This is a genomic window from Enterobacter sp. LU1 (genome assembly GCF_008271405.2).
Lineage (GTDB): Bacteria > Pseudomonadota > Gammaproteobacteria > Enterobacterales > Enterobacteriaceae > Enterobacter > Enterobacter hormaechei_C.
This window is the reverse complement of the sequence record NZ_CP043438.2, coordinates 2728116-2743093: the sequence shown is the minus strand read 5'-3', so window position 1 is coordinate 2743093 and position 14978 is coordinate 2728116. Positions and strand designations below refer to the sequence as shown.

15 protein-coding genes are annotated in these 14978 nt (G+C 53.1%); 11 read left to right on the top strand and 4 right to left on the bottom strand.

Annotated features, from left to right (window positions below; translation table 11 throughout):
* Positions 1-129: 129 nt before the first annotated feature.
* On the top strand, positions 130-768 hold the full coding sequence (locus FZF21_RS13170; RefSeq protein WP_003859680.1) for an RpiB/LacA/LacB family sugar-phosphate isomerase: 639 nt from the start codon (positions 130-132) through the stop codon (positions 766-768).
* Between the two features lie 42 nt (positions 769-810).
* On the opposite strand, the gene FZF21_RS13165 is transcribed toward FZF21_RS13170, so the two are convergent.
* Positions 811-2229: an MFS transporter gene (locus FZF21_RS13165; RefSeq protein ID WP_047738767.1), complete on the bottom strand. Its 1419-nt coding sequence runs from the start codon at positions 2227-2229 to the stop codon at positions 811-813.
* A gap of 214 nt (positions 2230-2443) precedes the next feature.
* Between FZF21_RS13165 and azuC the strand changes: the two genes are divergently transcribed.
* Complete coding sequence (azuC, locus tag FZF21_RS13160; RefSeq protein WP_003859682.1) at positions 2444-2527, top strand: stress response protein AzuC; 84 nt, start codon at positions 2444-2446, stop codon at positions 2525-2527.
* A gap of 106 nt (positions 2528-2633) precedes the next feature.
* On the top strand, positions 2634-2885 hold the full coding sequence (locus FZF21_RS13155) for a DUF2766 family protein (RefSeq protein WP_003859683.1): 252 nt from the start codon (positions 2634-2636) through the stop codon (positions 2883-2885).
* 80 nt (positions 2886-2965) lie between these two features.
* On the opposite strand, the gene FZF21_RS13150 is transcribed toward FZF21_RS13155, so the two are convergent.
* Positions 2966-4309: an anaerobic C4-dicarboxylate transporter gene (locus FZF21_RS13150; protein WP_032654011.1), complete on the bottom strand. Its 1344-nt coding sequence runs from the start codon at positions 4307-4309 to the stop codon at positions 2966-2968.
* A 575-nt stretch (positions 4310-4884) separates the two neighbouring features.
* Positions 4885-5388, bottom strand: coding sequence for a non-heme ferritin-like protein (locus tag FZF21_RS13145; RefSeq protein WP_032654009.1), 504 nt, complete (start codon positions 5386-5388; stop codon positions 4885-4887).
* Between the two features lie 504 nt (positions 5389-5892).
* Between FZF21_RS13145 and FZF21_RS13140 the strand changes: the two genes are divergently transcribed.
* From FZF21_RS13140 to otsA, 6 genes are all read left to right on the top strand, one after another.
* A complete protein-coding gene (locus FZF21_RS13140; protein ID WP_047738765.1) occupies positions 5893-6450 on the top strand; it encodes a DJ-1/PfpI family protein in 558 nt (185 codons plus the stop codon).
* 317 nt (positions 6451-6767) lie between these two features.
* On the top strand, positions 6768-7757 hold the full coding sequence (araF, locus tag FZF21_RS13135) for an arabinose ABC transporter substrate-binding protein AraF (RefSeq protein ID WP_017384422.1): 990 nt from the start codon (positions 6768-6770) through the stop codon (positions 7755-7757).
* A gap of 71 nt (positions 7758-7828) precedes the next feature.
* Entirely contained in the window at positions 7829-9343 is a 1515-nt protein-coding gene (araG, locus tag FZF21_RS13130; protein WP_003859688.1) for an L-arabinose ABC transporter ATP-binding protein AraG, read from the top strand.
* Positions 9344-9357: 14 nt separating this feature from the next.
* Positions 9358-10338 carry an arabinose ABC transporter permease AraH gene (gene araH, locus FZF21_RS13125; RefSeq protein WP_003859689.1) on the top strand — a complete coding sequence of 327 codons (981 nt, stop codon included), beginning with the start codon at positions 9358-9360 and terminating at the stop codon, positions 10336-10338.
* A 153-nt stretch (positions 10339-10491) separates the two neighbouring features.
* Positions 10492-11295, top strand: a complete 804-nt coding sequence (gene otsB / locus FZF21_RS13120) for a trehalose-phosphatase (protein ID WP_023303910.1) — start codon at positions 10492-10494, stop codon at positions 11293-11295.
* A complete protein-coding gene (otsA, locus tag FZF21_RS13115; RefSeq protein ID WP_015570257.1) occupies positions 11270-12694 on the top strand; it encodes an alpha,alpha-trehalose-phosphate synthase in 1425 nt (474 codons plus the stop codon). Before otsB ends, otsA begins: the two co-directional genes overlap by 26 nt.
* Before the next feature lie 15 nt (positions 12695-12709).
* On the opposite strand, the gene uspC is transcribed toward otsA, so the two are convergent.
* Entirely contained in the window at positions 12710-13138 is a 429-nt protein-coding gene (gene uspC / locus FZF21_RS13110; protein WP_017384418.1) for a universal stress protein UspC, read from the bottom strand.
* A gap of 796 nt (positions 13139-13934) precedes the next feature.
* Here uspC and flhD point away from each other — a divergent pair.
* Both flhD and flhC read left to right on the top strand, forming a co-directional pair.
* On the top strand, positions 13935-14285 hold the full coding sequence (flhD, locus tag FZF21_RS13105) for a flagellar transcriptional regulator FlhD (RefSeq protein ID WP_003859693.1): 351 nt from the start codon (positions 13935-13937) through the stop codon (positions 14283-14285).
* A 2-nt stretch (positions 14286-14287) separates the two neighbouring features.
* Positions 14288-14866: a flagellar transcriptional regulator FlhC gene (flhC, locus tag FZF21_RS13100; protein WP_003859695.1), complete on the top strand. Its 579-nt coding sequence runs from the start codon at positions 14288-14290 to the stop codon at positions 14864-14866.
* The last annotated feature ends 112 nt before the right edge of the window (positions 14867-14978 follow it).

Genomic DNA, 14978 nt, shown 5'->3' with positions numbered 1-14978 from the left:
ATTGTGAGCGCATCTTTGTTTTTTAAAACAAGTTTTCACTTAATTTGAAAGTGCGTTTGTTTGATAGTAAGGTTAAGTTGAAAAGGTATCCACAGCGGGATCGCCCGCCATGCATTCAGGAGAGACAAGATGAAAATTGCACTGATGATGGAAAACAGCCAGGCCGCTAAGAATCCCATCATCCTTAATGAGCTGAAAGCCGTTGCTGATGAGAAAGGTTTTCCGGTCTATAACGTCGGTATGAGTGATGAGAACGATCATCATCTCACCTATATTCACCTGGGCATCATGGCGAGCATTCTGCTTAACGCTAAAGCCGTTGATTTTGTTGTTACCGGCTGCGGTACCGGGCAGGGCGCGCTGATGTCCCTGAACATCCATCCGGGTGTGATTTGCGGTTACTGCATCGATCCTGCGGATGCTTTCCTGTTTGCGCAAATCAACAACGGTAACGCGCTTTCTCTGCCGTTTGCGAAGGGCTTCGGCTGGGGGGCAGAACTGAACGTACGCTTTATCTTTGAGAAAGCGTTTACCGGACGCAATGGCGAAGGCTATCCACCAGAGCGTAAAGAGCCGCAGGTGCGTAACGCCGGGATCCTGAACCAGGTGAAAGCGGCGGTGGTGAAAGAAAACTATCTGGATACCCTGCGAGCAATCGATCCTGAGCTGGTTAAAACCGCCGTATCAGGCCAGCGCTTCCAGCAGTGCTTCTTCGAGAACTGCCAGGACAAAGAGATTGAAGCCTTCGTGCGCGGTATTGTTGGCTGATTTACTTTGCCGGGCGGTGCGTTGCCTGCCCGGCAGATAGCGTTACTTTTTCGATGAGACCGCGCTGCCTGCATCTTTGGTCAGACGCAGCGTGTCAACCATTCCCACCAGGCAGATTAGTGCGATCGCCACAAATGCCAGCCGGAAGCTCATTCCCGGCATACCGGCAATCCCCATCGCCTCACTGACTTTTTCCCCGATACGAATACCAATCGCCCCGAGCGTGATCCCAAGCCCCACGGCAAGCTGCGTTGCGGTTGAAAACAGGGTATTGGCATAGCTCATCTGCGCCGATGGCACATCCGCAAAGGCCAGCGTACTGATGGCCGTAAACTGAATCGAACGGAAAACGCCGCCCAGATAAAGGATCAGCATGATGAGCCACGCGGGCGTCTGCGGCGTAAGAAACGCGCAGGCCAGCAACGCCAGGACATTCATTGCACCGTTAATCAGCAACAGCCGCTTAAACCCCAGGCTGCGGATCAGCGGCGTCGTCGCCGGTTTAATGGTGAGATTGCCAACGAAAACCGCCAGCACCAGCAGGCCCGAATGGAACGAGTTCATGCCAAAACCGACCTGGAACATCAGCGGTAGCAGGAACGGAACCGCGCTGATGGAGGCGCGAAACAGCGATCCGCCGTACAGGGTGACGCGAAACGTTGGCACCTGCATCGCATCGAGCCTGATCATCGGCCAGGTTGCCCGCTTAAAGTGACGCAGCGCCAGGCTTAAGGCGACGACACCGACGATAAACAGCGTGGCGGTTAATCCTGTCCGCAGTGGCTCTCCGCCCATCAACTCCATCGCATAAACCAGGCTCACCATGGCAAGGGTGGTGACAACAAAACCCGGTAAATCAAACGGTCGGCGCGTATCTTCATGCAGGTCTGGAATGATGCGCAGTGCCAGCAAAATGGCGATTATCCCCAGCGGCACGTTAATAAAGAAGATCCAGCGCCAGTCGGCATAGCTGGTAATGAACCCACCCAGCGGCGGGCCGATGATCGGCGCGACCAGCGCAGGCCACGTCAGGGTGGCGATTGCCGTGATGAGCTGATGTTTTGGCGTGGTGCGTAGCACGGCCAGGCGACCTACGGGCACCATCAGCGCGCCACCCATGCCCTGGAGGACGCGCATCGCAACGAACTGATCGAGCGTGGTGGACAGGCCGCAAAATACCGAGGCCAGCGTGAAGATCGCCAGCGCGAGGGCAAACACTTTTCGCGCGCCGAAGCGGTCGGCGATCCAGCCGCTGGCGGGGATCAGTACGGCCAGGGTGATCAGATAGGCGCTGATGCCGATATTCAGATCCACCGCCTGGTCGCCGAAGCTTTTTGCCATATCCGGCAACGCGGTGGCGATCACCGTCCCATCCAGAAACTCCATAAAGAAAGCACCGGCCACCAGCAGCGCCGCAGGCGATAATCCACGGCTTTCTTTGCCGGATACGTTTTCACTCATTCTCTTCCTGCCCGCTCAAAAAATTTTATAAACATTTACTAGAATTTATAAGCCTGTAACGTGCGGATTTATCATGGCTTTTTTTAACAAACCAGCAGCACTGAGGGTTTAATAACCGTGACGCAAGTCACAAAATGGTTGATTTTTGTGATGGTGGTCATATTATAAGCGTATTGACAATAACACCTGCATAACACGTTACTGGAGCAACATAATGAAACTGCGCAAAATCCTGAAAAGCATGTGGGCAAACTACTGCACAACGTTTAAAGACGTCCCACCGGGTGCGATGTTCTGATAAAAAAACCTGCTTCGGCAGGTTTTTTTATGTCTGCGGACGACGAGAGGGAGATGGAAGGGCGTCTGTTTTGCTACTATGGCGGCCTTTGAATAAGGAGAACCCCATGTCACAAAACCTGAGCGCCGATCAGGAACTGGTATCTGACGTCGTCGCCTGCCAGCTGGTTATCAAACAAATCCTTGATGTGATTGACGTTATCGCGCCGGTTGAGGTACGCGAAAAGATGTCGACCCAGCTGAAAAACATCGATTTCACCAACCATCCTGCTGCGGCGGACCCGGTTACGCTCCGCGCGATCCAGAAAGCGATTGCGCTGATTGAACTCCGCTTCACACCGCAGGGTGAGTCACACTAAAATAAACCGATGTTTTAAAATTAGAAACTCTTTTCTGCTTTTACGTCGAAGGGCGACAGAGCCTGTCGCCCGCAGAAGGATCAGAAGAACGTCTGCACCAGCAGATAGCTCACCACGCAGGCACAGCTGACGCCAATCAGCCCCGGCAGAATAAAGCTGTGGTTGATGATGAATTTACCGATGCGGGTGGTGCCGGAGCGATCGAACCCGATACAGGCCAGATCGCTCGGATAGGTGGGCAGCACAAAGTAGCCGTAGGATGCCGGGAAGAAGGCCACCAGCATTTTCGGATCGATGCCCAGCATCAACCCCATCGGGGCGACCGCGGTCAAGGCCGCAGCCTGGCTGTTGACCAGTTTTGATACCAGGAACAGGACGATGGCATACGTCCAGGGATGACTTTTCACCACCCCCTCCAGCGCCATTTTCAGCTCGTCGAGATGCGCCTGAAAAAAGGTATCGCTCATCCACGCCACGCCAAACACCGAGAAAATCGCGACCATCCCCGCCTTAAATACCGCCCCGTTTGAAATGGCCGACGCATTCACCTTGCAGGTCATCAGCATGATGGCCCCGGCGATCAGCATCATCATTTGAATAACAAGGTTCATCGACAGGGCTGTCATTTTCCCTTTGATCTCAAACGCCGGACGCAGCTCGGGCAGCGCACCCAGCAGGACCACTACGGCAATCCCGGCGAAGAAGATCCACGTGGACCAGTAGGCCTGTTTCGGGAAACGTTGATCCATCAACGTCTCCGTTCCTCCATAGATAAACTCCCGCTGTTTCGGATCTTTCAGCTTTTCCTGAAATTCAGGATCGTCTGCGAGGTTTTTCCCGCGACGCAAGCTCCACAGTGCCGCAATGGCGACGCCAGACAGTGAGGCCGGTACGGAGACCGCAAGAATTTCAAGGATCCCCCACGCGTGGCCGATACCGTGCTGCGCACCAAGAATCGAGACCAGCGAAACGACGGCCACGGAAACGGGGGAGGCGGTGATCGCCATCTGAGATGCCACCGAGGCCACCGCCATCGGCCGTTCCGGGCGTATGCCTTTTTTCAGGGCGATATCCGCGATAATGGGAAACATGGTGTAGACGACGTGCCCGGTCCCGCACAGGAAGGTCAACATCCAGGTGGTAAACGGTGCGAGAAGGGTGATGTGCTGGGGATGTTTACGCAGCAGGCGCTCTGCAAACTGCATCATTACATTCAGGCCACCGGCGGTCTGTAGCGTGGCCGCACAGCCGATGACGGCGAGGATCGTGAGCATCACGTCAACCGGCGGTTTACCGGGTTGCAGACCAAAGACAAAACTCAAAATAAACAGGCCGATACCGCTTATCAGCCCCAGGCCCATCCCGCCGAAGCGGGTGCCTATCAGCAGGCAGAGGATAATGACAATAAACTCAATGGTGATCATGATGCTCCCTCGTCAATGAATGTAATTAAACAAATCATTACACGATGTGTGGTTATTCATTGGGAGCAAGATCTGATTTGTTAAATGTCAGCAAAAGCAGGGAGTTGGTACCCACTCCCTGACGGGCTGAGGGATCCCCAGTAATTTGAAAGCAAAAGCGATAACGTTGCCTCAGAATAACTGAGGGCTTTCAGCGATGCCTCGGTCCGGCTGTAAATCGCTGAGGCGTTTCCTGTAGGCCGGGGCGAGGCGCAGGGATGCGCCGAGAGGGCGGGCTTTACAGGGATGTTACCTCCGCCCGTCCCCGATAAGCCGGAAGGAATAAGCCGAAGGCACCGCGAAGCGGCGATTTTCCGCCGGAAGCCCGGGTCGCCAGGGTGGTGGCGACTGAGCCACCCTGGCACGTTCACCGGTTATGCCGTGACAGAGTAGCAAGGAACATAAAGTGAACGGAATGACCACCAGAGCCGTATGTTCCCCCTCACCCCAGCCCTCTCCCTCAAGGGAGAGGGGGCCGTCTGTGCAGGCATTATTTTGTGGGGAACTCTCAGCCCTGACGGGAGCGGGTGAAGGACTTAGTGGTGTTGCACGGTCGCAATGTCGAGAAGATGGCGGTCCGTCTGCTCCAGACAAATCCCCGCGCGTTTCGCATTGCGGATTTCATCTGCGAGCGTCTTCAGCAGCATGCCATCCTGCTGCTGCTCTCTGTCCATATCGCGTAAAAACTTGAGGGTAATGATGTCCTGTTGCGCCTTGGCTTCATCAGCCAGTTTGCTCAGCTTCGCACAGCGTTGCTCATACTCTTCAAGCGTTTTCTGGAACAGATCTTCCAGAGAAGTGTAATTATCTTCAATCGTTTCAAGCTCTTTGACGGTAGGGTTTGCCCCGACAGCTTTCAAAAAGTTAAAGACGCGCATCATGTGCGTGACGTTACTTTGCGCCTGAGTACGAAAGAAGGTGGCAGTGCCGTTGAGGCTTTTTCTGGAACACCACGCGCTCAAATGCAGATGCAGATTGGAAGCATAAAACTCCAGGTTCATCTGGGCATTCAGTTTTTGCATCATCGTTTGGGTAGTCATTCTCATATCCTTATTGACTGCGGGACTTGATGTCCGCTACTTAACCTGACCCGGCAGGTATTGACGATTGAATGGCAGAAATAGATTTCTGCAAGGTAAAAAAACTCGAAAATTCACTTCCTGTGTTCGATTTAAATAAGCATACGCTTCTCTTCGACTTAAGAAAACTCTTAATTGGGCTGTGTTTACCATACATTACAAATTTAAATATAGCCCAGAATGAAAAGAGGGTTACGAGATTGTTTTTTATATAATCTGTTGATTTTTATGAACATAAAATTAATTTTGCTCATTTTTATCGTTTCAGGAAACGTTCTTTGGCGGGAAATTCTGTAAAAGTGTTAAATCAGAAATAATATCTGTAAATATATCCTGTTGTATCAAATTTGAGCTAAATCAATTTTCACTCAATATACGGTTCTGTGATCGCGACGCAAGATTGCTATCTGATAATCCGAGAAAATGAAACACTGTTTTACATCGTTTAATTCGTTGAGGTTTATGATGGCTAACGTTGCGGTGCTGCTGGCACCCGGTTTTGAAGAAGCAGAAGCGATTATCACGATTGATATTCTGCGGCGTTTACAGATTGAAGTGGAGACGCTGGCCTGCACGGCGTCCCGTGCGGTAGTGAGTTACCACAATATCCCCATGGTGGCTGACAGTACGTTAACGGAGCGCATTAATACGCTGTATGACGCAGTCGTGTTGCCCGGTGGGCCGCAGGGGAGCGTCAATCTTGCGGCTAACCAGGAGGTGCTCCGCTTTGTTTCCGCCCATGACGAGCAGGGTAAACTTATCTGCCCGATCTGCTCTGCGGCCGCGCGGGTGCTGGGCGGTAACGGGCTACTGAAGGGGCGCCGCTACGTCTGTTCCGGCGACCTCTGGCAGAGCGTTGATGATGGAGTATATGTGGATGCGCCGGTCGTGGTAGATAATAACCTCATCAGCGGCAAGGGGCTGGGGCACGCTTTTGACTTTGCGCTGGCGCTCTCTGCTCGTCTGTTGGGTGACGACGCCCCCGTGCGCGATCATGCTGAACACATCTATTACCGCTGGTAATTTTTTCTGCCGGGCGCTAAGGCGTCCGGGTTACAGGGATTTCTTAGCTGACCTTATGGATAATCCTGCTTAACTCCTTTCCATTTGTAGGACAATTACGTCCTTTTTTATGTCATTTTTCGCTGAATTTATGTACGCAATTACTGTAATTCTGCGGTGTGATGTCGCTCTCTTATGGATGATTAATTTCCCGCTAAAACTATCTCCAGCAATAACGCTTATGACGAGGTAAGCGCTAATGCCTTGTTTTAAGTCCGATTAAATAAGTTGTTCGCCATTATTCCCTACAGATAAGAATGCTAAAGCTGGAGTTTACCATGCACAAATTTACTAAAGCGCTGGCGGCCATCGGCCTGGCTGCCGTTATGTCACAATCCGCTATCGCTGAAAATTTAAAGCTCGGTTTTCTGGTTAAACAGCCGGAAGAGCCGTGGTTCCAGACCGAATGGAAATTTGCTGATAAAGCCGGAAAAGATTTGGGATTTGAGGTAATTAAAATCGCCGTACCTGACGGTGAGAAAACGCTGAACGCCATTGATAGCCTGGCGGCCAGCGGCGCGAAAGGTTTCGTTATCTGTACGCCGGATCCAAAACTGGGGTCAGCGATTGCCGCGAAAGCGCGCGGTTACGACATGAAAGTGATTGCGGTGGACGATCAGTTCGTGAACGCCAAAGGTAAACCGATGGATACCGTTCCGCTGGTAATGATGGCGGCCACTAAAATCGGTGAGCGTCAGGGCCAGGAGCTCTACAAAGAGATGCAAAAACGCGGCTGGGATGTCAAAGAGACCGCCGTGATGGCCATTACCGCTGACGAGCTGGACACCGCCCGTCGTCGTACCACCGGGTCCATGGACGCCCTGAAAGCGGCTGGCTTCCCGGAAAAACAGATCTACAAAGTCCCGACCAAATCCAACGATATTCCGGGCGCCTTTGATGCGGCGAACTCCATGCTCGTCCAGCATCCGGAAGTGAAGCACTGGCTGGTGGTGGGGATGAACGACAACACCGTACTGGGCGGCGTGCGTGCAACGGAAGGCCAGGGCTTTAAAGCACCGGACGTGATCGGGATCGGCATCAACGGCGTTGACGCCGTGAGCGAACTGTCTAAAGCGCAGGCGACCGGTTTCTACGGCTCTCTGCTGCCAAGCCCGGATGTCCACGGCTATAAATCCAGCGAAATGCTCTACAACTGGGTGACCAAAGGGGTTGAGCCGCCGAAATTCACTGAAGTGACCGATGTGGTGCTGATCACTCGCGATAACTTCAAAGAGGAGCTGGCGAAAAAAGGACTGGGCGGTAAGTAATACGCTGTGATTGCGCCCCTCACTCACCGTGAGGGGCCAGACGTACACACTACAGGAATCACGGAGTCGTTATGCAACAGTCTGATCCGTATCTCTCTTTCCGCGGCATCGGTAAAACGTTCCCCGGTGTAAACGCGCTGACCGATATCAGCTTCGACTGCTATGCCGGCCAGGTTCACGCCCTGATGGGGGAGAATGGCGCGGGAAAATCCACGCTGCTAAAAATTCTCAGCGGCAACTACACGCCCACCACCGGCACGCTGGCTATTCGCGGCGAAGAGGTGGCCTTTGCCGACACCACGGCAGCGTTAAATGCGGGCGTCGCTATCATCTATCAGGAGCTGCATCTCATTCCTGAAATGACCGTGGCGGAGAACATCTATCTGGGCCAGCTTCCGCATAAAAGCGGCGTGGTCAACCGCTCGCTGCTCAACTATGAAGCGGGCTTGCAGCTCAAGCACCTTGGGCTGGATGTCGATCCGCAAACGCCCCTTAAGTATCTCTCCATCGGCCAGTGGCAGATGGTGGAAATTGCCAAAGCGCTGGCACGTAACGCCAAAATTATCGCTTTTGACGAGCCAACCAGCTCGCTCTCGGCGCGTGAAATAGAAAATCTCTTTCGCGTGATCCGCGAGCTGCGCAAAGAGGGCCGCATCATTCTGTACGTTTCTCACCGAATGGAAGAGATTTTTGCCTTAAGCGATGCCATCACCGTGTTTAAAGATGGCCGCTACGTGCGCACCTTCACCGATATGCAGCAGGTCAACCATGACCAACTGGTGCAGGCGATGGTCGGACGCGATCTGGGGGATATTTACCACTGGAAACCGCGCGAGTATGGCCCTGAGCGTCTGCGTCTGGATAACGTCAAAGCCCCGGGCGTGCGCACGCCCATTTCACTCTCGGTGCGCAGCGGCGAAATCGTCGGGCTGTTTGGCCTTGTGGGGGCAGGGCGCAGCGAGCTGATGAAAGGGCTGTTTGGCGGCACTCGAATAACCCAGGGCCAGGTTTTCGTCGACGGGAAAAAGGTCGATATTCAGAAGCCTGCGCAGGCGATAAACGCGGGGATTATGCTCTGCCCGGAGGATCGAAAGGCCGAGGGCATTATTCCGGTGCACTCGGTGCGCGACAACATCAACATCTCTGCCCGGCGCAAGTTCATCCGCGCGGGATGTCTGATTAACGACGGCTGGGAGGCGAGCAACGCGGATCACCATATCCGTTCGCTGAACATCAAAACCCCCGGGGCTGAACAGCTGATCATGAACCTGTCCGGCGGCAATCAGCAAAAAGCCATTCTGGGGCGCTGGCTGTCGGAAGATATGAAGGTCATTTTGCTGGATGAGCCAACGCGCGGTATCGACGTGGGGGCGAAACACGAAATCTATAACGTCATCTATGAACTGGCAAAACGCGGTGTGGCGGTCCTGTTCGCCTCCAGCGATCTGCCTGAGGTGCTGGGCGTCGCCGACCGCATTGTTGTGATGCGTGAAGGTGAAATTGCCGGTGAATTGCTGCATGAACAGGCGAATGAACAACAGGCGTTGAGTCTCGCCATGCCTAAAGTTAGCCAGGCTGTCGCCTGAGTAAGGAGTCAATGATGTCCTCTGTTACTACATCCGGAGCGCCGAAGTCGGCTTTCAGTTTTGGCCGCATCTGGGACCAGTACGGCATGCTGGTGGTCTTTGCTGCCCTGTTCGTCGCCTGCGCGATTTTTGTGCCGAATTTCGCCACGTTCATCAATATGAAGGGGCTGGGGCTGGCTATCTCCATGTCCGGCATGGTGGCCTGCGGAATGCTATTCTGCCTGGCCTCCGGCGATTTTGACCTGTCGGTTGCCTCGGTGATTGCCTGTGCAGGCGTCACCACTGCCGTGGTGATCAACATGACCGAAAGCCTGTGGATCGGCGTGCTGGCCGGGCTGCTGCTCGGCGTGCTGAGCGGCCTGGTGAACGGGTTTGTCATTGCGCGCCTGAAGATTAACGCCCTGATTACGACGCTGGCGACCATGCAAATCGTGCGCGGTCTGGCCTATATCATCTCCGACGGGAAAGCCGTGGGGATTGAAGACGAGCGCTTCTTCACGCTGGGCTATGCCAACTGGCTGGGTCTGCCTGCGCCAATCTGGCTGACGGTAGGCTGTTTGATCCTGTTCGGTTTCCTGCTTAACCGCACCACGTTTGGCCGTAACACGCTGGCGATTGGCGGCAATGAAGAGGCGGCGCGTCTGGCGGGTGTCCCGGTCGTACGGACCAAGATCATTATCTTCGTGCTTTCCGGGCTGGTATCGGCGGCGGCGGGGATTATTCTGGCGTCGCGTATGACCAGCGGCCAGCCAATGACCTCCATTGGTTATGAGCTGATCGTCATCTCAGCCTGCGTTTTAGGGGGCGTTTCCCTCAAGGGCGGCATCGGAAAAATCTCATATGTGGTGGCGGGGATCCTGATTCTGGGGACCGTGGAGAACGCCATGAACCTGCTTAATATTTCTCCGTTCTCTCAGTACGTCGTACGCGGCCTGATCCTGCTGGCAGCGGTGATCTTCGACCGTTACAAGCAAAAAGCGAAGCGTACCGTCTGATTTATTTTTAGCCATCAATATGCTCAACTATTAACCATAGTTGACCCCCTGACCGGCCCGCCAGTTTTGCTGACGGGCCGGTTGCCAAATGGCGAGCACCGTCACACTGTCTATACTTACATGGCTGTTTTGTTCACTGTAAGGAGGATTAGGGTGGCTGACTTGTTAACCGCACCGCCTGTACTGCCCGGAAAATTTGCTTTCTTTTTTGACCTCGACGGGACGCTCGCCGGGATTGAACCGCATCCGGATGACGTCGTTGTACCGGACACGGTGTTAGAGAATTTGCAGCAGCTCTCCCGACAGAACGAGGGGGCACTGGCATTGATTTCAGGGCGCTCAATGGCCGAGCTGGACGTGCTCGCCAGTCCTTATCACTTTCCGCTGGCCGGTGTGCACGGAGCGGAGCGCCGCGATATCCATGATCAACTGCATATAGTTTCACTCCCCGACACGCTGATTCAGGCGCTGCATACGCAACTCTCTTCGGCTCTGGAAATGCTTCCCGGTACGGAACTGGAAGCCAAAGGCATGGCCTTTGCGCTGCACTACCGTCAGGCGCCCCATCATGAGGCGGCGATCTTTGCGGTGGCAAGAAGCGTGGCGGAAGCCCATCCGGAGCTGGCGTTACAGCCGGGTAAATGTGTGGTCGAGATTAAACCGGCAGGAATTAATAAAGGCGCTGCCATTGCAGCGTTTATGGCGGAAGCGCCGTTCAAAGGGCGTACGCCAGTCTTTTTTGGGGATGACCTGACCGACGAGGCCGGGTTCAGGGTGGTAAACCAGGCCCAGGGCATGTCTGTCAAGGTTGGATCTGGTGAAACCATTGCCGGATGGCGGCTGGAAAATGTCGCCAGCGTCTGGCAGTGGATATCTGACGTCGCTAACCAGCAACAACAACAAATAGCGCAAAACAACGGGAGAAATCATTATGGGTCGCTTAGTCGTCGTCTCTAATCGCATCGCACCGCCGGATGATAAAAAAGCCAGTGCCGGTGGCCTGGCGGTCGGGGTATTAGGTGCCCTCAAAGCCGCGGGTGGTCTCTGGTTTGGCTGGAGCGGGGAAATCAGTAATGATGAGAAACCGCTAAAAAAGGTGTCACGGGGCAATATCACGTGGGCCTCCTTCGCCCTTAGCGAGAAGGACTACGATGAATATTATTCCGAGTTCTCAAACGCCGTGCTGTGGCCAGCGTTTCACTATCGTCTGGATCTGGTGAAATTCCAGCGTGAATCCTATGAAGGCTACATGCGCGTTAACGCGCTGCTGGCAGATAAACTGCTGCCGCTGATCGAAGAAGACGATATTTTATGGATCCACGATTACCATCTGCTGCCCTTCGCCAGGGAGCTGCGTAAACGGGGTGTGAAGAACCGGATCGGCTTCTTCCTGCATATTCCGTTCCCGACCCCGGAGATCTTTACGGCGCTGCCGCAGCATGATGAAATTCTTGAAGCATTGTCTGATTACGACCTTCTCGGTTTCCAGACGGAAAATGACAGGCTGGCGTTCCTCGACAGCGTGTCGGGTAAAACCCGGCTGGTCACTCACGGCGGCAAATCTCACACCGCGTGGGGACGAAATTTCCATACCGAAGTCTACCCGATTGGTATTGAGCCAGACGAAATCGCCGAGCAGGCCTCTGGTCCGCTGCCACCGAAGCTTGCCCAGCTCAAGGACGAACTCAAGCACGTTAAGAATATCTTTTCGGTTGAACGACTGGATTATTCCAAAGGGTTGCCGGAGCGATTCCTCGCTTATGAAACCTTGCTGGATAAATTCCCGCAGCATCACGGCAAGATCCGCTATACCCAGATAGCGCCGACCTCGCGCGGTGAGGTTCAGGCTTACCAGGATATTCGTCACCAGCTGGAGACCGAAGCAGGGCGCATCAACGGGCGCTATGGTCAGCTTGGCTGGACTCCACTTTTCTATCTGAATCAGCACTTTGAGCGCAAAATCCTGATGAAAGTGTTCCGCTATGCGGACGTCGGGCTGGTCACCCCGCTGCGCGACGGGATGAATCTGGTGGCAAAAGAGTATGTAGCAGCACAAGATCCTGCTGACCCGGGCGTGCTGGTGCTGTCCCAATTTGCCGGTGCGGCAAACGAGTTAACCTCGGCGCTGATTGTGAACCCTTACGATCGCGATGACGTGGCAAATGCCCTGAACCGCGCGTTAACCATGCCGCTTGCGGAACGTATTTCACGTCATTCAGAAATGATGGAGACCATCGTTAAGAATGATATCAACCGCTGGCAGGCGCGTTTTATTGACGATTTGCGCGCGATCCAGCCGCAAACTCAGGAAGGTGATCTGCAAAAAAAGATCGCGACCTTCCCTAAACTCGCCTGATTTTCTCCGGGGGCATTAATTGCCCCCGAGAGGCACCAGCAGGACATCCACCTGGCTTGACGAAACGATGGATTTTGCCGAGCATGCCGCCCGGGAAAAAAAGCTCTGGTTATGATTTCCGCAAATGACCAGGTCAACATTCTGTTTCTGACAAATGTCGAGAATATGTCCACTTAACTCGCCGGTGGCAATCACCGTCTGGTGGACAGGATATTTTGCCCGCTCAACCAGCTCGCGCAGAAATTGCTGCGTTTCCTCCTGAAGAACCTCACGAATATCTTCCAGCATTGGCGCTGCCAGTTGATTATACATTTCGGGTTCAGCAGCCAGGGTAATCAGACTTATGCGGGCATTATTCGGGCGGGCAATGGAAACGGCACGGGCGACGAGTTGATGACTTTCGGGGGAAACAGCAACAGAAACAAGAAGATGGGAGTAACTCATCACACACTCCTTTTATGTCAGAATGACACCTTTCTCAAGCTTTACCGCGAATCTGCCGCTTCTGCAAGAGGCACATGCGACAATAGTGTGAAGCTTATCATAATTATTCATTAATTATTCTTATAAGAAGAATAACGAAATGGGGACGCTAAATGAAAGTAATTAACAACTTAACGTAAATCACACATTTAGCCTTCCGTGCTGTTAAATCGCGTTAACCGATCGTCAACGCAAGCGTGATGGTTACCCATGGAAACTTGTTTCTCGAAAAGAAAACTTAAGCTGCTGTTTTTACTTAATTAACTCCGCCTCTTCTCTGGCGTTCGCGCCCGTTGTAACGCGAAAGGGCAATGCTTCTTCGACGTAGCAATTTTCATACCCGATCCCCTCATCCCTCTGCATGAGTATTCGTTCCATAAGAATATAAACAAGCTTCACTTGCTCAATAAATAGTCAAATTACAAGTCGCGCTGATGGATTTATGGGTTACATTCGCGTAAATTATGTGACGTAGATCACATTTTTTTTAAATTCCAGGGGGGGCTGCATTGTATGTGTCAAAACTGACGAGTAGAGTTTGCGTCGAATTAGGAAAAATCTTAGTTATTTGTAAGAAAAGATAAAATGTGTAACCGACATTTTGGCCATGTTAACCGGTCACGCGCTTTACGACGTACAAACCTAAATTCAACTATGCATTTGGCCTTTTCTTTTTATACCGGGTGATTTCCCGGCGACATCACGGGGTGCGGTCTTTCCGCATAAAAATAATAGTTGGTTATTCGGGATGGGAAAAATGCATACATCCGAGTTGCTAAAACATATTTATGACATCAATTTGTCGTATTTATTGCTCGCGCAGCGTTTGATTAGTCAGGACAAACCGTCAGCGATGTTTCGTCTGGGTGTTAACGAAGAGATGGCAACCATGCTGGGTGGATTAACCCTCCCGCAAATGGTCAAGCTGGCTGAAACCAATCAACTTGTCTGCCAGTTCCGTTTTGATAACCCGCAGACCATTACGCGTCTGACTCAGGAATCCCGCGTGGACGATCTGCAACAGATCCACACCGGTATTCTTCTCTCCACCCGCCTGCTCAACGAAATCAGCCAGCCTGATGACGTAGCCCGGAAGAAAAGGGCTTAACAATGAGCGAAAAAAGCATTGTTCAGGAAGCCCGTGATATCCAGCTGGCGATGGAACTCATCACGCTCGGTGCGCGTTTACAAATGCTGGAAAGCGAGACGCAGCTGAGCCGTGGTCGTCTGATCAAGCTGTACAAAGAATTGCGTGGTAGCCCGCCGCCAAAAGGCATGCTGCCGTTTTCGACTGACTGGTTCATGACCTGGGAGCAGAACATCCATGCTTCCATGTTCTGTAACGCCTGGCAGTACCTGCTTAAAACGGGCTTATGCAGCGGCGTTGATGCCGTGATCAAAGCCTACAAACTTTACCTTGAGCAATGCCCGCAGCAGGAAGAGGGACCCCTGCTGGCGCTGACCCGCGCCTGGACGCTGGTGCGTTTTGTTGAAAGCGGAATGCTTGAATTGTCCCGCTGCAACTGCTGTGACGGCAATTTCATTACCCACGCGCACCAGCCTGCGGGCAGCTTCGCCTGTAGTTTGTGCCAGCCTCCATCCCGAGCCGTAAAAAGACGTAAACTTTCCCGGGATGCTGCCGATATTATTCCACAACTGCTGGATGAACAGATCGAACACGCTGTTTAACCCGAACCTGTGGGCAAGATTCCAGCAGCGGTAAGCGATTACCGCTGCTTTTTTTTACCCTGCGTTCAGGTCATGCGCTCGAAATGAACGTCCTGCCATAGTCACTAGCGGA